The following is a 19,845-nucleotide window of genomic DNA, read 5'->3' on the forward strand; positions in this document are numbered from 1 at the left end:
TGAAGTGATGGGAGGTATTTACAATGATTGTAGAATTGGTTTCTACAGGTTCTGAATTGTTACTGGGAGATACGGTGAATACGAATGTCTCCTGGTTAGCTCAGGAGCTTAATAAATTAGGTTATACCGTAGCTTATCAGTCCGTAGTCGGCGATAATCCTGGGCGTATGGCTGAGGTATTTAAAAAGGCCGGTGAACGTGCTGATATTGTCATTAGTACAGGCGGTTTAGGTCCAACCCAAGGGGATATTACACGTCAAGTATTGGCATCATCCTTAAATCGCAGTGTTGTATATAATGACGATGCTATGGCTGAAGTACGACAATTTTTTAAACGCGTAGGCCGAGAAATGCCTGATGCTAGTCGTAGAGAGGCTATGTTGCCTGATGAATCTAGCGTGCTTGCCAATCCTGTTGGTGTCGCACCTGGTGTAGTTACTGTAGATGATGATGTGACATATATTTTACTACCAGGACCACCAGGCGAGATGAAGGGGATGTTTACACAAAGTGTAGTGCCGTATCTTAACAAGCGCTTTGGTTCACAAGGCGTGGTAACATCATATCGGTATGGCGTTTATAATATTCGAGAAATCGACTTAGAAGAACGCGTTATGGACTTGATTAAGCAACAATCGAATCCTACGATTGCCCTATTAATCAAAAAAGGTTATATTGAACTACGTATTACTGCAAAAGCTAGCTCCTTGGAGCAAGCCCATGAATTGTTGCGCCCTTGGGATGAGACAATACACCGTAGACTTGGTACCTTGATAGGTCGAAATTTACAAGTATCTATGGAAGAAACTTTGGGCAATTCATTAAAAGAACACAATGCCACTATTGCTACGGCTGAGTCTTGTACATCTGGCTTGGTTGGTAAATTATTGACCAATGTAAGTGGTAGTAGTGAGTATTATATGGGTGGTATCATATCCTATAGTAATGATGTAAAGCATCGAGTACTCGGTGTTCCACAAGATATGCTCGATACCTATGGCGCTGTGAGCGAGCAAGTGGCTAAGGCGATGGCAGAGGGTACAAAACGCGTATGTAATACTACATATGCAGTATCTACAACCGGTATAGCTGGCCCTGGTGGTGGCACACCAGACAAACCGGTAGGACTCGTTTGGTTTGGCGTAACTGGACCTCAAGGAACCGTTGCTCACAAGGCTAATTTGATTGGTAATCGCGAAGATATCCGCCAAAGTGCGGCTGAATTAGCATTATATTATGTGAATTTATATATTCAAGAAAAAGGGGATAAATAATGGCTGTTGATGGTAGACAAGCAGCGTTAGATAACGCATTAAAACAAATAGAAAAAGATTTTGGTAAAGGTGCTATCATGCGCCTTGGTGAAGCGGCGGACCGTATGAATGTTGAGGTTATTTCCTCCGGTTCTCTTGCTATAGACCTTGCCGTAGGCGTAGGTGGATTTCCTCGTGGCCGTGTCATTGAAATTTACGGCCCTGAATCTTCTGGTAAAACAACTGTTGCTCTTCATGCTGTAGCAGAAGCACAAAAACAAGGTGGCGTCGCTGCATTTATTGATGCGGAACATGCAATGGACCCAATCTATGCACGTAATCTTGGTGTAGATATTAATAATTTGTTAATTTCCCAACCAGACAATGGTGAACAAGCATTGGAGATTACAGAAGCCCTTGTTCGCAGTGGTGCTGTAGATATCGTTGTCGTTGACTCTGTTGCAGCTTTGGTTCCTAAAGCTGAAATCGAAGGGGAAATGGGCGATGCTCACGTAGGCCTTCATGCTCGGTTAATGAGTAAAGCATTGCGTAAATTGACAGGTACAATTAATAAGACAAAGACCGTTGTTATCTTTATTAATCAATTGCGCGAAAAGGTAGGCGTAATGTTTGGTAATCCTGAAACTACGACAGGTGGTCGTGCTTTAAAATTTTATTCCTCTGTACGTCTCGATGTACGTAAGGGTGAATTGATTAAGGTGAACAATGAAAATGTAGGGGCTCGTACAAAGGTTAAGGTTGTAAAAAATAAGGTGGCACCTCCATTTAAAACTGCTGAGTTTGATTTGATGTATGGTCAAGGTATTTCTAGAGAAGGTACACTTATTGATATCGGTACCAATATGGAAATTATCAAAAAATCCGGCGCTTGGTATTCCTATAATGGGGAACGCATGGGTCAAGGTAAAGAAGCAGCAAAACAATACCTATTCGACAATCCTCAAGTAGCTGAAGAAATCGATCGTATCATTCGCGATACTTTGGCAGCTGAACCAGAAACATTTGATGTTGTTGGTGAAGATGCTACACCAAAAGAAGATTAATCGATATAGCATATATAAAAAGGGCTACTGTGTAGCCCTTTTTCATTGAGGTTATTATGATAGATGATATGTTTTCAGAAGAGGAGAAGCAGGCCGCATTAGAACAAGCCTATCGATTCCTTGCACAGCGATTTCTAAGCTCTTATGAGTTGCGCCAAAAGATGAAACGTAAACAAATTCCGGCGGAGCTTATCGATTATGTAGAAGAGCGATTAATTTACTATGATTATATAAATGATGAGCGTTTGGCGAAACAGGTTGTATCCTATTTGATGAGAGAACAGAAATATGGTGCATTTCTCATTAAACAAAAAATGAAACAGAGAGGTCTTGATGTGCCGCGTGATATTGAAAATTATGATGAAATGGCGGCCGCTTTTCGAATTGTAGATAAAAAATATGGTGAATCCATAAGCGATATTCCACGTATAAAAATAATGAATTTCCTAAGAAATAGGGGATTTTCTATGAGCACTATTACTAAGGTTTGTGAGGCTTATCAACCTTGACAGAATAGGCTTTCAAGCATAAAATTAAAATAGTCTTGTAAACATATAATGTATTATAGGCTATTAATTTAATATGTAAAAATCTGGAATCAATGGGCGTATGCCCACATGTGAAGATACAGGAGGTGAGACTGATTTTAGAGTATAGTCTAATTGCAGTAGTAATGGTGCTAATTGGACTAGGTGTAGGCTATTTTTTACGAAAAAATATCGCTGAAGGAAAACTGAATCAAGCTGAGCAAGAGGCTGAGCGCATTATCGCAAATGGTGAGCGCATGGCCGAGTCTAAAAAGAAAGAAGCTTTATTAGAAGCGAAGGAAGAAATTCATAAGCTCCGTTCCGATGTGGAACGAGAAAATAAAGAACGCCGTTCTGAACTACAACGTATGGAACGCCGTATTCTTCAAAAAGAAGAATCTTTGGATAAAAAATTAGACAATATTGAGCACAAAGAGGAAGCTTTACATCGTAAAGAAGCTGACTTAGTTCAAAGCAAAGAAAAAATCGATGCTTTGTATGAAAAGCAAATGGCAGAATTAGAACGTATTTCTGGAATGACCTTTGAAGAAGCTCGGAATATCTTGTTAACAAATGTGGAACAAGAAATCCGTCATGAAACGGCAATTATGGTTAAGGACATGGAACAGCAAGCTAAAGATGAAGCTGAAAAGAAAGCTAAGGAAATTATTTCCGGTGCTATTCAACGTTGTGCAGCTGACCATGTGGCAGAAACGACTGTTTCTGTTGTAGCATTGCCAAATGATGAAATGAAGGGCCGTATTATTGGTCGTGAAGGTCGTAATATTCGTGCTCTAGAAACGTTAACTGGTATCGATTTAATTATCGATGACACACCAGAAGCTGTTATTTTATCGGGCTTTGATCCAATTCGTCGTGAAGTAGCACGCATTGCTTTGGAAAAATTGATTGTCGATGGTCGTATCCACCCTGCTCGTATAGAAGAGATGGTGGCAAAGGCTCGTAAAGAGGTAGACCAAACAATTAAAGAGGCTGGTGAACAAGCAACCTTTGAGGCTGATGTTCACGGCTTACATCCTGAAATTATTAAAATTTTAGGGCGTTTGAAATATCGTACTAGTTACGGTCAAAATGTGTTAAAACATTCTATTGAAGTATCTCATTTAGCAGGTCTTATGGCAGCAGAACTTGGCTGTGATGTGACATTGGCTAAACGAGGTGGCTTAATTCATGATATCGGTAAGGCTCTAGATCGTGAAATCGAAGGTTCCCACGTGGAAATCGGTGTCGATGTGGCCCGTAAGTATCATGAAAGCGCAGCAGTAATCAACTGTATTGGAGCTCATCATGGTGATGAAGAATTCCAATCCGTAGAGGCTGTTCTCGTAGCAGCAGCAGATGCTATCTCTGCAGCCCGTCCAGGTGCTCGTAGAGAAACCTTAGAAAATTACTTAAAACGATTATCTAAATTGGAAGAAATCGCTGAATCTTTCGAAGGCGTTGAAAAGTGCTTTGCTATTCAAGCTGGTCGTGAAATTCGCGTTGTAGTAAAACCGGATAAGATTGATGAAGCTGAGTCTACATTACTTGTTCGGAATATTGTGAAACGCATTGAATCCGAATTAGAATATCCTGGTCAAATCAAGGTTGTTGTCATTCGTGAAACACGCGTTGTTGATTTTGCTAAATAGGCATTATATTAAAAATTGTAGGCTGCAATATTATATTGCAGCCTATCCTTTTTAATTATAGGGTATTTTATTAGAGGATTTTTGAAAGTTTTATCGAATATAGAATTATAGACCCTTTTTTCTATGATTGTATAGTCGATAAAAAGAAAAACAAGAGGAGGTGTTCTGGTGAGTCGATATTTTGAAAACGAATTAATTGAACAGATTAAAGATGCCAATGATATCGTATCCGTTGTATCAGAACATGTTACCTTGAAGAAAAAAGGAAAGAACTATTGGGGGTGCTGTCCATTTCACAATGAAAAGACGCCTTCCTTTAGTGTGGCTCCGGACAAGGGCTTCTATTATTGTTTTGGCTGTCACGCATCGGGGAATGCCATCAAGTTTTTGATGGAACTAGAAGGTATCACCTTTGTAGAAGCCTTAGAACGCCTTGCAAATCGGGCCAATATACCGTTGCCAGAAGCAAAGCTTTCACCACAGGTACGGGCTAGAGAAGAACGACGCAAAAAATTATATGAAGCCTGTGAGTTAGCAGCGAGTTTCTTTCATAATTGTTTGCTTAAAACCTCATTTGGTAAGGCAGGGTTAGAATACTTAAAAAAACGGGGGCTCACAGATGAAACTATAGAAAAGTTCAGACTTGGTTTTGCTCCCGATGGATGGGACCGATTATATAAAGCCTTCAGAGAACGAGGCATTGAAGAATCGATTCTATTAGAACTAAATTTGATCCGTAAAAATGACAAGGGACAAGCCTATGATTTCTTTCGAAATCGCGTTATGTTTCCTATTATGGATGGTAAAGGGCGTGTCGTAGGTTTTGGAGGCCGTGTTATGGACGATAGCACGCCGAAGTATTTGAACTCTCCAGAATGCCAAATCTTTGAAAAGGGAAAAATTCTATTTGCCTTTGATAAGGCTTATAAATCGATACGTGAAGAAAAACAAGCTATCTTAGTGGAAGGCTATATGGATGTGATTTCCGCACATAATAAGGGCGTAACCAATGTAGTGGCTTCACTGGGAACGGCCTATACAAAGGATCATGGTCACATCTTGATGCGTCAAGCAGATGAAATTATATTAGCCTACGATATGGATGGCGCTGGTCGTCAAGCTGCTGCACGGGCTATTGAATTGCTACAGAATACAGATTTTAAGGTTCGTGTATTGGCAATGCCTGATGGAAAAGATCCCGATGATTACGTGCGAAATCACGGTGGAAAGGCATTTAAGGAACTTGTAGAAAAGGCTGTTAAACCGCTGGATTATTTGTTAAGTGAATCTCTTATTAAGCACGATACGAATGATGCAGAAGGTAAACAAGCGGTTATGCAGGATATATTCCCTTTTATTGCGAACATTCATAGCCAAACGGTGCGCGATGATGCGTTAAAGGCATTAGCATTACCATTATGGTTAGATAACAGTACGATATTCCGATATTTTAGAAATTATACCCAAAAGGGGAATATTGAATTAGTAGATGAAACGACGACAAAACCTAAACAGATTATTAGTGGTGATGAAGAATTATTAATGGCTCATGTCATTGAAGATCCAAAGGCTTTGCAAGAGGTAGTACAATATTTACCTCTTGAGGACTTTCAAAATATTCAATATCGGGGTATAATAGAAAAGATATACACCTTATTTACTCAAACAGGTCAATACCAGCCGGAATCTGTGGAGGATGTGTTGACACCTCAAGAGTATGAAATTTTTTCACGGCTTATGATAATCGAGGCAAATGAGGCTGTACCTGTACTTATCCGTAAAATACGGCTACATTCCCTGCGGGAACAATATAAAATGCACTCAATTTTGGCCGATCAATTAAAACGTGCAGGAGATTCGGCATTTATTAGCGAATTACATAAATGTCAGGAAATACAAAATCTAATTAGAGAATGGTCTAAATAGTAATTGATAAAGGAGAGCGCTGTGGCTAAGAAAGAACAAAAAAGTCAAATAGAGGAGATTGTGGCTCAACTTCTTGAAAAAGGCCGTAAAAGCGGTGTGTTGACACAATCAGAGATTTCAGATGCTCTTCACGAGCAAACTGATTTAACAGCAGAACAATTGGATGATATTTATGTTACTTTCAATAAACTAAATATCGAGGTTGTTCCAGATGTAGATGTCGAAGATAAAGACGATGCACTCGAACCAGATGATGATGTTGATGATGATCATGAGGCTGCTGCGTCTGAAAAAAATATCTCCATTGACCTAAGCGTAGATGCTAGTGTTAATATCGACGACCCAGTACGTATGTATTTGAAAGAAATCGGTCGTGTTCCATTGCTTTCAGCCGATGAAGAAATCGTGTTGGCGAAACAAATTGAAGCAGGCGCAGAGGAAGATGCTACAATTAAGGAAATTCATCTTAGTAAGAAAGCTAAGAAGAAATTGGTAGATGCTAACTTGCGCCTTGTTGTAAGTATTGCTAAGCGTTACGTCGGTAGAGGCATGTTGTTCTTGGATTTGATTCAAGAAGGTAATTTGGGCCTTATCAAAGCGGTAGATAAATTCGACTATACAAAAGGTTATAAATTCTCCACCTATGCAACATGGTGGATTCGTCAAGCCATTACGCGGGCTATTGCAGACCAAGCGAGAACAATACGTATTCCAGTTCACATGGTTGAAACTATCAATAAATTGATTCGTATTTCCCGACAATTATTGCAAGACAAAGGCAGAGAGCCAACGCCAGAAGAAATTGCAGAAGGCATGGGTATCACTGCTGAACGTGTTCGTGAAATTCAAAAAATTGCACAAGAGCCAGTATCCTTGGAAACACCAATTGGTGAGGAAGAAGATTCCCATTTGGGCGATTTCATCGAAGACCAAGATGCGGTGGCACCAGATGATGCGGCTAGCTACATCTTGTTGCAAGAACAAATCGAAGACGTTTTCACATGCTTGACAGACCGTGAACAACAAGTATTGATTTTACGTTTTGGCTTGAAAGATGGCAAACCACGTACACTTGAAGAAGTAGGTCAACACTTTAACGTAACTCGTGAACGTATTCGTCAAATCGAAGGTAAGGCGTTAACAAAATTACGTAATCGTGGTAAACGCGATAAAATTAAAGATTTCTTATAAGAATGTCTTAACCATTAGGGTTGCAGTACATATACATGTATTGCAGCCCTTTTGTGCTATAATAAAAGTAATATAATACACTAAGTTTTTAGATATATAGGGGATAACATGTATACCGTTAGCAAACGTTTAGAGGTGAGTGCATCTCATCAATTAAAATTAGATTATCCGAGTAAATGTCAGAATTTACATGGACACAATTGGATTATAACCGTTCATGCGCGTAGCGAAGAATTAGATCATAATGGCATGGTGATTGACTTTACGATTATTAAAGAAAAGATTCATGGCCGTCTTGATCATAAACATATTAATGACGTATTAGGGGATATTAATCCTACTGCAGAAAATATGGCGAAATGGATTGCCGATGAATTAGGTCCAAAATGTTTTAAGGTAGAGGTGCAAGAGTCTGAAGGAAATGTTGCTATCTATGAACGTGATTGAACTATTTTCATCCATTGATGGAGAAGGAAAACGGCAGGGGTTTTTGACAACCTTTTTACGCCTTCATGATTGTAATATTCGCTGTTCCTATTGCGATACATTGTATAGTTATGGCCCTGAAAGTACTTTTGAAAGCATGAGCGTTCAGGCTGTTGCGGATGAGATTGAACAGCTAGGCAATCACCGCATCACCATTACCGGTGGAGAACCGCTTTTGCAGGAATTAGCCGTTATTGAACTTATTGATGAGTTAACAAGACGTAATCATCGATATGATTTCAATATAGAAACGAATGGTACAATCATACCCAGCTTTCACAGAGATAATGTATGGTTTACCTATGATTACAAAACGCCATCATCATTGGCAGAAGATGCTATGAACCTAGATATATTCAAGGTGGCAACATCTGAGGATATCATTAAATTTGTAGTCGGTTCCATTCGTGATTTAGACCGCATGGATGAAATTTTAAAAACATATCCTACAAAGGCACAATTTTTTGTATCTCCTGTATGGGGCAATATCGAAGGAGCTACGATTGTTGATTATATGAAAGCCCACGATTGGCAAAACGTTAGATTCCAACTGCAAATTCATAAATTTATTTGGGACCCTGATGCGAAAGGAGTATAACATGGACACAAAACGAATCGAATCTCTAGTGTATCAATTACTGGAAGCATTGGGAGAAAATCCAGACCGTGAAGGCCTCGTAGAAACACCAAAACGGGTGGCCCAAATGATGGGAGAAATGTTTGAAGGCATCCAATATACGAATGCGGATATTGCGGATATGTTTGGTAAAACCTTTGACGTCGATACAAACCAAATGGTAATTGTAAAGGATATTACATGCTTTTCCCACTGCGAACATCACATGGCCTTGATGTACGATATGAATATTAGCATCGGCTATATTCCGCGTGGCCGTGTCATCGGCTTGTCCAAGATGCCACGCATTGCAGAAATGTGCTGCAAACGATTACAACTACAAGAAAAAATCGGTGAAGACATCGCTGAAGTCATCTCCATTGCTACCAGCACTGACGACGTCATCGTTCACATCACCAGTTCTCATAGCTGTGTCAGCGCCCGTGGCGTAAAATCCGCCAATAGCAAAACCACAACACTTGCCACAAAAGGCGCCTTCGAACAAGAAGACATGATCAACCGATTCCTAACACTAAAAAACGCATAGGGTAATTATCCGGTCTAAGCCCGGAGCCCCGTAGATACTGAAAATTTCTTGCTCATCTAGATGTCGAAGTGTAACGGAAAGGTACCGTCCACAAACGACTTTATTTGTCCGAGCCCGGAGCCCTGTAAATAATGAAAATTCTTAGGTACTCAGTTGTCGAATTGTAACGAAAAGATGCCTTGTCCAAACGACTTTGCCTGTCTAAGCCCGGGGCCCCGTAGATGCTGAAATTTTCTTGCTCACATAGATGTCGAAGTGTAACGGAAAGGTACCGTCCACAAACGACTTTGGCCCTGTCCCGAAGGGACAGACCCGGCCGGTGGAGGCTTGAGGGCGGTACCTTTTCGTGGCAATACGTATCTTGACGTGAGCAAGAATTTTCAGTATAATTTTATACGCAAGCTTGGGCCTATAGCTCAGGGGTAGAGCAACCGGCTCATAACCGGTCGGTCCCTGGTTCGATCCCAGGTGGGCCCACCAAACTTGTATAAATTGAATCAATGAAACCTGCTCCGATGGGGGCAGGTTTTTTGTTATAATATAGATATGTAGAGTAGATAGTATGAAGGTCGATGGACCTGTTAGTATACGAGGTAGTTATGAAAGCAAGACCTATGATGGATCGTTTAGAGGCGGTCTTTGATATCGTTCCTCATGCAGAATCTATTGCAGATATTGGAACGGACCATGGCTATTTAGCGGTTGAGCTCATTGTGAGGGGCAAAGCAAAACGTGTTATTGCAGGTGATGTTCATAAAGGACCATTAGAATCAGCTAAGTCTTACATTAAATCTCGCGGTCTAAGTGATGTTATCGACTGTCGTCTAGGCGATGGATTACAGGTCACTAAAAAGGGCGAATTAAATGGTGCTATTTGCTGTGGTATGGGTGGATTTTTAATGCGAGATATCGTCGAAGAAGGTCCAGAACCACTAGAGTTCTATGTGTTACAACCGCAGAATGGCCAAGCTGAATTGCGCCAATATATGGTGAAAAAAGGATACCGCATTGTAAACGAAATTATCATGAAGGATATGGGCAAAATGTACACTGCATTTTTGGCTTTAAGACGTGATTTAATTGATGCAAAATATAATTGTGCTGCATTGCAGATGACATGTTCAGATGTAGATCCTTATCATAAATTACCGATGACATCGATACTTTGGTCTGTTGGTGCCTTATTAGCTAAAGAAAAACCCGCATTGTGGAATGAATATATAGATTTTTTGATTTACCAACGACAATGTGCGCTAGATGGCATGACAGTGGAACTTTCACATACGGAGAAATATAAACAATTACAACATGAAATAGATGAATTGGCGAGTTTACGCTGATTATCGGTTAGGAGTGATACGATGGTGTTAGCAAAACAAATTATAGAATCGATGGAACAATGGGCTCCACCTCATTATGCTGAGTCATGGGATAATGTGGGACTTATGGTGGGGTCGAAACAACGCGATGTATCTAAAATCATTACGACCCTCGATATTACGCCTGAGGTTGTAGAGTATGCGTTAGCTGAACAGGCTCAAATGATCATTAGCCATCATCCATTTATTTTTAAAGGCTTAAAATCCTTACAGTTAGATAGTCCTCAAGGTAAATTAATCGAGAAACTTATAAAAAATGATATTGTTATATATAGTGCGCACACAAATTTGGATATTACCATTGGTGGGCTTAATGATATGTTGGCCAATCGATTGGGACTAATGAATGTGAGAGGCTTCGTTCCTACCGGTTCTGATGCGGTATATAAAATTACGACCTTTGTGCCTATGGATGCAGCTGATGCAGTCCGTGAAGCGATGGCTCATGCTGGTGCTGGGCGCATTGGCAATTACGAATCTTGTAGCTTTAGCTTTGCTGGGGAAGGTCGATTTAGAGGTAACGATGAATCTCATCCCGTCATTGGCGAAGCTGGATCGTTAACGGTGGTGCCAGAAGTGGCTATCAATGTTATCGTCGATAGTCATCATAAACAAGCTGTTTTAGATGCTATGAAAGAGGCTCACCCTTATGAAGAGGTGGCTTACGAAGTGTTTATGTTACATGAACCTAATGTAGGTCGTACGTTGGGGCGCATCGGCGAATTGCCTGAGACTATGGATTTTGAAAGCTTCCGCGAGCACCTCCAAGAATCTTTGCCATATGCAAATTTACGATTTGGAGGCATTAAAAAAGATTCTATTAAAACAGTTGCCCTTTGCTCTGGTGGCGGTGCAGAGTTTATCAAACATGCGACTAAGGCTGATGCATATGTAACAGGGGATGTAAAATACCATGATGCACAGCTAGCTAAAGAACTAGGTCTACTCGTCGTAGATGCCGGCCATTTTGGTACAGAAGAAATTGTGGCTGATGGTATTCGCGATTATTTACAAGACAAATCTGACAAAGACGGATGGGAAATTACGGTACAATCCTTTGAGAACCAAGCAGATTTCTTCTTTGAATAACAATCTATTTTAATAGTAAATTTCGATATTCTTGCATAGTATATACAGCTATGATAAACTGAATTGAAGCAAGTATGAAAGACGGTTGCGAGTCCGTAGGACTCGAGGAAAGTCCGAGCTCCATAGGGCAGGATGCCAGATAACGTCTGGCGAGGGTGACCTTAGGGAAAGTGCCATAGAAAAGGAAACCGCCACGCAAGTGGTAAGGGTGGAAAGGTGAGGTAAGAGCTCACCAGCAGTCTGGTAACAGGCTGGCTCGGTAAACCCCATCCGGAGCAAGACCGAATAGGGAAGGGGTAACGGTGGTCCCGCCTACCTTCCGGGTTGTGTCGCTCGAGCGTGCAGGCGACTGTACGCCTAGAAAGATAATCGTCACCGTGCAAACGGAACAGAACTCGGCTTAATGATTGCTTGCTTCTTATACAGTTTAAAATATGTAACACATAAAGGAGGCCTTTCGATGGCTATTACTGCTATTACAAGCGTAGAACAATTTGATGAATTAGTATTAGGTTCTAAAGAGCTCGTTATTGTAGATTTTTGGGCTGGCTGGTGCGAACCTTGTACAGTTATGCGTCCAGAAGTAGAAGCGGTAGCAGAAAAATTGGACGGCCGTGTTAAATTCTTCAGCGTAGATGCAGAAGATAAGGCATTGCGTCCTATTCTTTTAAAAGAAGATGTAGAAGGAATTCCTTCCATGGTATTCTTTAAAGATGGCAAACTATTAGATCGTCTTGCAGGCTATAAAAAGGCTGCAGTATTAGAATCTTTGATTAATGAAGTGATTAAACAATTCTAATTGATGAGAACACCTATCTGGATAATATTAGATATTATCTGGCTAGGTGATTTTTTTATCAATTTTTTTGATATATATACATATTGTCATAGTTTTATGTAATTTAAAATGATATAATGAGTTAATCGAGATAATATATCTCTCAATAGTTATAGTTGATTAGGTAATATATACATATTGCTGCAAAGTTGTTGTAAGGAGGCTGTATTCCATGAAAAATCGTGTGAACAGTTTATGGACTCTCTTTCAAGAGAGACGTCTCAGTCGACGTACATTTATGAAATCTTGTGTGGCGTTGACTGCTATTCTAGGTTTGCCACCTACTATGCTTGATACAGTTGTAAAAGCTGCAGAAACAACAGAATTACCTACTGTAATCTGGCTTCATGGTCACGAATGTACTGGTTGTAGCGAATCCTTTATTCGCTCATCTTCACCATTTACATCCGATGTGATCTTGAATATGATTTCTTTGGAGTATGATGATACATTGGCTGCAGCATCTGGAGAACCTTTAGAGGAACACCTTAAAAAAATCATTGCTGAGAAAAATGGTAAATATATCCTCGCTGTTGAAGGTGGGGTTCCATTGGATGAAAATGGTATCTACTGTACAGTAGGGGGTCGTACATTCAAAGAGTCTTTATTAGAAGCTGCCAAAGGTGCTGCTGCTATTATTGAATATGGTTCTTGTGCAGCTTGGGGCGGCATTCAAGCGGCAAAACCAAATCCAACAAATACAGTGTCTGTATCCTCTGTTGTATCCGGAAAGCCTATTATTAAAGTTCCTGGCTGTCCTCCGATTCCAGAGGTTATGACTGGTGTAGTTATGCACTACGCATTATTCGGTCAAATTCCTCCTTTGGATTCTCAAGGTCGTCCTAAACAATTTTATGGCAATCGCATTCACGATACTTGCTACCGTCGTGCATTCTTTGACTCTGGTCTCTTTGTTGAAGAATTTGACGATGATGCATCCAAGGCTGGTTGGTGCTTGTACAAGGTAGGTTGTCGTGGACCTCAAACATATAATTCTTGTGGTAACTTGCGTTGGTGGAATGGTTTATCCTATCCAATTCAATCCGGTCACGGTTGTATTGGCTGCTCTGAAAAGGGCTTCTGGGATAACGATGTATTCTATAAACGTTTACCAGATATTCCATTGGCGAACACCATTACTACAGCTGATACAATCGGTACAGTAGCCGCTGTTGGCGCTACTGCAGCTGTTATCGTACATGGTGCTGCAACTCTTACGCGTAATAAAATTCTTGATATGAAAGAAGAAAAACGTTTAAAAGAACAAGGTTTATGGGATGAAAAGAAACATAATAATGGAGGAGGTCACTAATGAAACGCGTAGTAGTAGATCCGATTTCCCGTATTGAAGGTCATTTACGGGTAGAAATAAAAGTTGATGAAGCAAGTGGTAAGGTAGAGGACGCATTGTCCTCTGGTACTGCTTGGCGTGGCATCGAACTTGTTGCAAAGGACCGCGATCCTCGTGACCTTTGGGCTTTCGTACAACGTATCTGTGGCGTATGTACAACAACACATGCATTGGCAGCGTTACGTGCTGTAGAAGATGCACTTGGCATTTCCATTCCTAAAAATGCAAACTATATTCGTAACATCATGCATAGCTCTTTAGATGTACATGACCATCTCGTGCATTTCTATCATTTACATGCTCTTGACTGGGTTAGCCCTGTAGCAGCACTTAGTGCAGATCCAGCTAAAACAGCTCAATTACAAAATGATGCATTAGCTACTTATAATGTAAGCGGTCTAGCACCAGCTGAAACAGCATCTAAGGATTCTGCATATCCTAAAGAATTCCCTAAAGCTACAACTGCTTACTTTACAGCGGTACAACAAAAGGTAAAGAAAATTGTAGAATCTGGTCAATTAGGTATTTTCTCTGCTCAATGGTGGGATCATCCTGATTACCAATTATTGCCACCAGAAGTTCATTTGATGGCCGTATCTCATTACTTGAATATTTTAGACCGTCAACGTGACGTAGTTATTCCTCACGTTGTATTCGGCGGTAAAAACCCTCATCCACACTATATTGTAGGTGGTATGCCATGTTCTATTTCTATGAATGACATGAATGCACCTATCAATACACAACGTCTTGCTGCTGTAGAACAATCTATTGCATTGGCTAAGGATTTAGTAAGTAATTTCTACTTGCCTGATTTATTAGCTATCGGCAAAATCTACGTTGAAAAAGGTATGATTGATGGCGGCGGTCTTGCAAAAAAACGCGTTATGTCTTATGGTGATTATCCTGATGATACATACACAGGTATTTCTAATGGCGATTACCATAAAAAATGTATCGTTCGCTCTAATGGCGTTGTAGAAAACTTTGCATTAGGTGTAGATAAAGCTACATTTATCCCATTAGAAGGTAAGGATTTCATGGATCCTCAATACCTCAGTGAAGAGGTTGATCACTCCTGGTTCGCATATCCAGATGGCACTAGCACACTTCATCCACTCGATGGTGTGACAGACCCTAAATTTACAGGTCCTAAATCTGGTACAAAAGAAAAATGGGAATACCTTGATGAAGATAAAAAATATTCTTGGATCAAGTCCCCAACTTTCAAGGGCAAAACAGCAGAAGTGGGTCCACTAGCTAAATATATCGTTGTATATACAAAGGTAAAACAAGGTATTATCACTGATCCAACTTGGGCTGAATCCATGATGGTTCGTCAAATCGATACTGTATCTCAAGTATTGGGTGTGCCTGCTCATGTATGGATGACAACAATGGTTGGTCGTACCGCATGTCGTGGCCTTGATGCACAAGTGGCTTCTAATATTAGCCAATACTTCTTTGATAAACTCGTAGCTAACATCAAAAATGGTGATACTACTGTTGCGGATACATCTAAATTTGAGCCAAATAAATGGCCTAAGGATGCTAAGGGTGTTGGCCTTGTAGAGGCACCTCGCGGCGGTTTGGGTCACTGGATCCATATCAAAGATGGTCGTTCTGCAAACTATCAATGTATCGTACCATCTACATGGAATGCATGTCCTAAAACAGCAGCTAACGAACATGGTGCCTACGAAGACTCTATGATTGATACACATGTTAAAATTGCGGATAAACCTCTTGAAATCTTGAAAGTTATCCACTCCTTTGACCCATGTCTCGCATGTGCAACCCATTTATACAATAAAAAAGGCGAAAAAATCGTTTCCGTCAATACAGATGCATTGTGTAAATAAAGGGTGGTGGGCTTATGTTAATACATACTGACAAAAAAGCGTATGTCGTATTTAGTTTATGGCTGCGCATATTCCACTGGACAATGGTGCTTTCCGTAACAGCTTTATTCTGGACAGGCCTTTATATTGGCGATCCAGGGTTTGCAGCTATTACAGGCCATCCGGAACCAACATTTGCCATTGATGGCTGGTTCTCTATGGAAACGATGCGCCGTATCCACTTCATTGCGGGTGTTATTTTGACATTCTCCTTTATATTCCGATTTGCTGGTGCACTTTGGAATCGCGGGGATAGATTATTGCCTAAATTCCGTCAAAAACGGTATTGGTATGGCCTTCGTGAAACAACATTGCACTATTTGATGATTCCACAAAAGCATGAACATCACTGGTTGCGTAACTCCTTGGCGAGAACGGCGTATATGATGGTGTACATCATGTTCTTCTTTGAAATCATTACAGGTTTTTCAATGTATGCTATGATTGATCCTAATGGTATTATAGGAACACTCTTTGCACCGATTATTACGCTATTTGGTGGTGAATATAAAGTTCATATTATCCATCACTATATTGCATGGGGATTCTTATTCTTTACCATTATTCACGTGTACATGGCATTCCGAGAAGATGTTATGGAAGAATCTGGCGAAGTATCCGCTATGGTTTCAGGCATGAAATATTATGCTCATGATCCTATCGATATTGAAGATCTTAATGGTAAACGCCGTCGTGGTGAACGTATCGATAAACCATCTGGTACTACATATCGTCCAAGCAACCCTGACGATCCACGAGAAAAGGAATTACAAGATGACTAATATAACCACTGAAGAACAATTTGGTGGCATAGAATACGCGGGCTCTGAGAGCCCGCGTATTGATTTACATGCCATTTATGATGATTATGAGAACTCTATTGTCGTCCTAGGGGTAGGTAATATTTTGCTTACCGATGAGGGCCTTGGAGTTCATGTTGTAGAAGATTTGAAAGCTAATTATACTTTCACCCCACAGATAAGCTTGATTGATGGCGGAACGATGGGCATGGAATTATTGACCTATATGCGAGGCATGAAGAAAATTCTCTTGATTGATGCTGTTAATGGTGGTGAAGCACCTGGCACAATCTATGAGTTTCCACATCGCGAATTAGAACAGTATTTTACGGACCATATTTCTGTTCATGAAGTAGGCATGCAAGATATATTGCGTATTCGTGCTATCCAAGAAAATCCATTGGAAGATGCTATTGTTATAGGTGTTGAACCGGAGTCCTTAGACGTAGGATTTGAACCTAGCGCGCCTGTACAAAAGGCATTACCTGAGGTAAAGGACCGCGTTCTACGTGTTCTTCGCGATTGGGGCGTACAAATCGAACCTAAATAAATTAATACGTTTATGTATAGATAAGAATAGATTGATAGGATGAGAAAGGAGGGTTACTATGATTGAAAATTACAATAATGTACGTGCCGTACTAAATGAGTTGCGTCAAGCACTAAAGCAATTACGTGAAACTGGTGCAACCTATTCCATATATATTGAGAAGACCGGCCTTGCTGAAGAAGAGCAAGTAGAGGTACTAGAAACTTTGGGACGTGGACATATTACGATTACCTTCAATGAAACAGATCAACCTGTTGAATGGTATGAATCTCAATTTTCTGGCATTTGGGTTGGTACCTATAAAAATGGTCGTGATGACTCAATCCTACATACGGTAGAGGTAGCTCGTTATCCTGAAGTAGTAGGTGCTTTTGATGAAGATATCGTGACAGCAGAAGAAGATCTTACGACATGGATTGATGCTGCGGGACTATAAAACAAATAGTTTAATACCTATATATGATATGCGTAAAAGTGTATAAATATAATATTTTAATAAATGAGATACTTATTAATAAGTGTTTAATATAAAACTTAAATATGAAGAGAATGAACCTCAAAATCCTGAAAAGTAGCATAGTTATGGGAATTATAAGGTTCATTTTCTTTATTGTTAACCTTTTGAATTTGCAAATATTGACTATTTAACGCTAAAATATATAGGTAATCAACGGAGGATATATGTTAGTTTCAATTGTTGTACCTGTATATAATGAAGAAGAAAATATAGCTATTTTTTACAATGCCGTAACAAAAGTTATGACAGGTCTACTATATGAATATGAACTTATCTATGTTGATGATGGATCTACGGACTCGTCTGTTGTGGTTTTGCGCGAAATTGCAAAACTCGATACGCGAGTAAAGGTCGTGTTATTGGCACGGAACTTTGGTCATCAGACTGCATTGACATGTGGCCTTGATTATGCCAAAGGTGATGCGGTAATTACCATGGATGGTGATATGCAACATCCGCCAGCTTTGATTCCAGAACTGATACGTTTGTGGGAGGCTGGTTACGATGTGGTACGTACCATACGCGACTCTACGGAGGATGCCAGCTGGGCAAAATCCTTCACTTCTAAATATTATTATAAACTGATGAATAAAATGGCAGATGTTCCCATCGTAGAAGGGGGATCTGATTTCCGTTTAATGAATCGTAAGTCGCTAGAAACTTTGAAACATTTCCGTGAACACGGACGTTTCTTGCGTGGCATTGTGGGCGCACTTGGCTATCGCCAAGCGGAACTTCACTTTGTTGCGCCGCCTCGTTTTGCAGGGGTTTCGAAATTCAGTGTGCGCAAAATGATTCGCTTTGCCCTTGATGGGGTAACAGCGTTTTCACGCGTACCATTGCGTGCGGCTTTGTATGTAGGTGTCCTATGTGGGGGCTTGAGTTTTCTCTTGATTCTACATTTGCTCTACGTGTACTTAACGGGTCAAGCATTAAACGGGTGGACCACCTTGGGCGTGTCCATATTATTTATCGGTGGTATCCAATTAGTTGGACTTGGTATCATCGGCGAATACGTAGGACGCGTATTCGAAGAGGTAAAACAACGTCCATTATATTGGGTGAAAGCTGCTATAAATTTTGATGGTGAAAATCCAGAAATAGCTTATGAACCATCAAAAGCTGATATATTTATAGCCAATCAAGTACCTGGCCCTGAAGAAGATAAAGACTAGCTGTATTTGTTGGATGCAAATAGAGAGACGGTTAGTATATTTTGAATAAGTAAACTCACTTTGAAGTTTTAGGAAGGAAGAATATGAAGTCAAAATATAGTAAGAGTAAAATTGCGGCATTAACATTAACATTTGTATGTGCTACCACTGCGATGGCAAGTGCTACAACATTACAATATGGTGATAAAGGTAGAAACGTAATTGCTGTACAACAACAATTAATTAAACACGGTTATAATGCAACCGATAAAAATGGTGTGTATGGTAAGGAAACAAAATGGGCTGTACGCCTATTCCAACAAGATCGTGGTTTACCTGTAGATGGTATTATTGGACCAGCAACGTACAATGCGTTGATGGGTGCTCCTCGTACAACTAAGGCAGTATTATCCAATAATGCAGCTACAAAAGCAGTGGCAACAAAATCTGCTTTCACAAATCAAAATGCACAATCTAGACGTCTTGCAGGCCAAAACGTTAAGTTGAATAATTTGAAAAAGGTACAAACGCCAAACAATATTCATGCTATTTTGGCAGAAGCCGATAAATACCGCGGTGTTCCGTATGTATTTGGCGGTACTACACCTAGTGGTTTTGATTGCTCTGGTTATGTTAAATATGTATTTGCAAAACAAGGTATTGCGCTGCCTCGTTTAGCGGATGAACAATACAATGTAGGTGTTGAAGTTTCTCGTGCGAACTTAAAGGCAGGGGATTTGGTGTTCTTTGAAACCTATGAACCAGGTCCATCTCATTCCGGCATTTATATTGGCAATGGTAAATTTATCAGTGCTACATCTAGCCGTGGCGTAGCCGTAGCGGATCTTGATACTGGCTATTGGGGCGAACGCTACATTGGTGCTAAACGCGTTATATAATATATGGTTTCTCCTTGAAGAAACATCGATATATATGAGCCATAAAAAGGGGCTATACGAATTAATTAAGTTTTGTTGATTTGTATAACCTCTTTTTTGCATCTT

Annotated in this window: 19 protein-coding genes, 1 tRNA gene and 1 other RNA gene; all 21 read left to right on the plus strand. The window is 40.2% G+C overall.

The window, feature by feature from the left end; genetic code table 11:
* Positions 1–23: 23 nt before the first annotated feature.
* The 21 genes from O3617_RS05155 (at position 24) to O3617_RS05255 (ending at position 19,740) form a co-directional block, all read left to right on the plus strand.
* The gene (locus tag O3617_RS05155) at positions 24–1,274 is read left to right on the plus strand and encodes a competence/damage-inducible protein A (RefSeq protein ID WP_371449039.1); all 1,251 of its coding nucleotides are present in this window, start codon (positions 24–26) and stop codon (positions 1,272–1,274) included.
* On the plus strand, positions 1,274–2,317 hold the full coding sequence (gene recA, locus O3617_RS05160) for a recombinase RecA (RefSeq protein ID WP_371449040.1): 1,044 nt from the start codon (positions 1,274–1,276) through the stop codon (positions 2,315–2,317). The genes O3617_RS05155 and recA overlap by 1 nt, the downstream gene beginning before the upstream one ends.
* A 56-nt stretch (positions 2,318–2,373) precedes the next feature.
* Positions 2,374–2,826, plus strand: a complete 453-nt coding sequence (locus tag O3617_RS05165; RefSeq protein WP_371449041.1) for a regulatory protein RecX — start codon at positions 2,374–2,376, stop codon at positions 2,824–2,826.
* Positions 2,827–2,918: 92 nt separating this feature from the next.
* A complete protein-coding gene (gene rny / locus O3617_RS05170; RefSeq protein ID WP_371449042.1) occupies positions 2,919–4,496 on the plus strand; it encodes a ribonuclease Y in 1,578 nt (525 codons plus the stop codon).
* Between the two features lie 168 nt (positions 4,497–4,664).
* On the plus strand, positions 4,665–6,422 hold the full coding sequence (gene dnaG, locus O3617_RS05175; RefSeq protein WP_371449043.1) for a DNA primase: 1,758 nt from the start codon (positions 4,665–4,667) through the stop codon (positions 6,420–6,422).
* A gap of 21 nt (positions 6,423–6,443) precedes the next feature.
* A complete protein-coding gene (gene rpoD / locus O3617_RS05180) occupies positions 6,444–7,613 on the plus strand; it encodes an RNA polymerase sigma factor RpoD (protein ID WP_371449044.1) in 1,170 nt (389 codons plus the stop codon).
* Positions 7,614–7,721: 108 nt separating this feature from the next.
* A complete protein-coding gene (gene queD, locus O3617_RS05185) occupies positions 7,722–8,060 on the plus strand; it encodes a 6-carboxytetrahydropterin synthase QueD (RefSeq protein ID WP_270523569.1) in 339 nt (112 codons plus the stop codon).
* A complete protein-coding gene (locus tag O3617_RS05190; RefSeq protein WP_371449045.1) occupies positions 8,035–8,697 on the plus strand; it encodes a radical SAM protein in 663 nt (220 codons plus the stop codon). The genes queD and O3617_RS05190 overlap by 26 nt, the downstream gene beginning before the upstream one ends.
* Position 8,698: 1 nt before the next feature.
* Positions 8,699–9,262 carry a GTP cyclohydrolase I gene (folE, locus tag O3617_RS05195; RefSeq protein WP_371449046.1) on the plus strand — a complete coding sequence of 188 codons (564 nt, stop codon included), beginning with the start codon at positions 8,699–8,701 and terminating at the stop codon, positions 9,260–9,262.
* A 405-nt stretch (positions 9,263–9,667) separates the two neighbouring features.
* Positions 9,668–9,742 (plus strand) — tRNA-Ile (locus O3617_RS05200).
* 119 nt (positions 9,743–9,861) lie between these two features.
* Positions 9,862–10,602, plus strand: coding sequence for a tRNA (adenine(22)-N(1))-methyltransferase TrmK (locus O3617_RS05205; protein WP_371449047.1), 741 nt, complete (start codon positions 9,862–9,864; stop codon positions 10,600–10,602).
* A gap of 21 nt (positions 10,603–10,623) precedes the next feature.
* The gene (locus tag O3617_RS05210) at positions 10,624–11,730 is read left to right on the plus strand and encodes a Nif3-like dinuclear metal center hexameric protein (protein ID WP_371449048.1); all 1,107 of its coding nucleotides are present in this window, start codon (positions 10,624–10,626) and stop codon (positions 11,728–11,730) included.
* A 65-nt stretch (positions 11,731–11,795) separates the two neighbouring features.
* Positions 11,796–12,152: RNase P RNA component class A (gene rnpB / locus O3617_RS05215), an RNA gene on the plus strand.
* Positions 12,153–12,190: 38 nt separating this feature from the next.
* Entirely contained in the window at positions 12,191–12,529 is a 339-nt protein-coding gene (locus tag O3617_RS05220; protein ID WP_118353705.1) for a co-chaperone YbbN, read from the plus strand.
* A 211-nt stretch (positions 12,530–12,740) separates the two neighbouring features.
* Complete coding sequence (locus O3617_RS05225) at positions 12,741–13,880, plus strand: hydrogenase small subunit (protein WP_301833947.1); 1,140 nt, start codon at positions 12,741–12,743, stop codon at positions 13,878–13,880.
* Positions 13,880–15,781, plus strand: a complete 1,902-nt coding sequence (locus tag O3617_RS05230) for a nickel-dependent hydrogenase large subunit (RefSeq protein ID WP_371449049.1) — start codon at positions 13,880–13,882, stop codon at positions 15,779–15,781. The genes O3617_RS05225 and O3617_RS05230 overlap by 1 nt, the downstream gene beginning before the upstream one ends.
* Positions 15,782–15,795: 14 nt before the next feature.
* Positions 15,796–16,602, plus strand: a complete 807-nt coding sequence (cybH, locus tag O3617_RS05235; protein WP_005382643.1) for a Ni/Fe-hydrogenase, b-type cytochrome subunit — start codon at positions 15,796–15,798, stop codon at positions 16,600–16,602.
* The gene (locus tag O3617_RS05240) at positions 16,595–17,170 is read left to right on the plus strand and encodes a HyaD/HybD family hydrogenase maturation endopeptidase (protein ID WP_302942568.1); all 576 of its coding nucleotides are present in this window, start codon (positions 16,595–16,597) and stop codon (positions 17,168–17,170) included. The genes cybH and O3617_RS05240 overlap by 8 nt, the downstream gene beginning before the upstream one ends.
* Before the next feature lie 58 nt (positions 17,171–17,228).
* A complete protein-coding gene (locus O3617_RS05245; protein ID WP_118353709.1) occupies positions 17,229–17,606 on the plus strand; it encodes a hydrogenase expression/formation C-terminal domain-containing protein in 378 nt (125 codons plus the stop codon).
* Between the two features lie 245 nt (positions 17,607–17,851).
* Positions 17,852–18,862, plus strand: a complete 1,011-nt coding sequence (locus O3617_RS05250) for a glycosyltransferase family 2 protein (protein WP_371449050.1) — start codon at positions 17,852–17,854, stop codon at positions 18,860–18,862.
* An 83-nt stretch (positions 18,863–18,945) separates the two neighbouring features.
* Positions 18,946–19,740: an NlpC/P60 family protein gene (locus O3617_RS05255; protein ID WP_016475778.1), complete on the plus strand. Its 795-nt coding sequence runs from the start codon at positions 18,946–18,948 to the stop codon at positions 19,738–19,740.
* Positions 19,741–19,845 lie beyond the last annotated feature (105 nt).

Origin of the sequence: Veillonella sp. 27098_8_77 (genome assembly GCF_041431535.1) — a bacterium.
Lineage (GTDB): Bacteria > Bacillota > Negativicutes > Veillonellales > Veillonellaceae > Veillonella.

Bases quoted from the DNA above. Each gene is read 5' to 3' on its own strand.
- recA (WP_371449040.1), top strand. From the start codon at position 1,274: ATGGCTGTTGATGGTAGACAAGCAGCGTTAGATAACGCATTAAAACAA.
- rny (WP_371449042.1), top strand. From the start codon at position 2,919: ATGGGCGTATGCCCACATGTGAAGATACAGGAGGTGAGACTGATTTTA.
- O3617_RS05255 (WP_016475778.1), top strand. From the start codon at position 18,946: ATGAAGTCAAAATATAGTAAGAGTAAAATTGCGGCATTAACATTAACA.
- O3617_RS05220 (WP_118353705.1), top strand. From the start codon at position 12,191: ATGGCTATTACTGCTATTACAAGCGTAGAACAATTTGATGAATTAGTA.
- folE (WP_371449046.1), top strand. From the start codon at position 8,699: ATGGACACAAAACGAATCGAATCTCTAGTGTATCAATTACTGGAAGCA.
- O3617_RS05240 (WP_302942568.1), top strand. From the start codon at position 16,595: ATGACTAATATAACCACTGAAGAACAATTTGGTGGCATAGAATACGCG.
- O3617_RS05225 (WP_301833947.1), top strand. From the start codon at position 12,741: ATGAAAAATCGTGTGAACAGTTTATGGACTCTCTTTCAAGAGAGACGT.
- O3617_RS05155 (WP_371449039.1), top strand. From the start codon at position 24: ATGATTGTAGAATTGGTTTCTACAGGTTCTGAATTGTTACTGGGAGAT.
- queD (WP_270523569.1), top strand. From the start codon at position 7,722: ATGTATACCGTTAGCAAACGTTTAGAGGTGAGTGCATCTCATCAATTA.
- O3617_RS05210 (WP_371449048.1), top strand. From the start codon at position 10,624: ATGGTGTTAGCAAAACAAATTATAGAATCGATGGAACAATGGGCTCCA.
- O3617_RS05205 (WP_371449047.1), top strand. From the start codon at position 9,862: ATGAAAGCAAGACCTATGATGGATCGTTTAGAGGCGGTCTTTGATATC.
- O3617_RS05245 (WP_118353709.1), top strand. From the start codon at position 17,229: ATGATTGAAAATTACAATAATGTACGTGCCGTACTAAATGAGTTGCGT.
- cybH (WP_005382643.1), top strand. From the start codon at position 15,796: ATGTTAATACATACTGACAAAAAAGCGTATGTCGTATTTAGTTTATGG.
- O3617_RS05165 (WP_371449041.1), top strand. From the start codon at position 2,374: ATGATAGATGATATGTTTTCAGAAGAGGAGAAGCAGGCCGCATTAGAA.
- O3617_RS05230 (WP_371449049.1), top strand. From the start codon at position 13,880: ATGAAACGCGTAGTAGTAGATCCGATTTCCCGTATTGAAGGTCATTTA.
- O3617_RS05250 (WP_371449050.1), top strand. From the start codon at position 17,852: ATGTTAGTTTCAATTGTTGTACCTGTATATAATGAAGAAGAAAATATA.
- O3617_RS05190 (WP_371449045.1), top strand. From the start codon at position 8,035: ATGTTGCTATCTATGAACGTGATTGAACTATTTTCATCCATTGATGGA.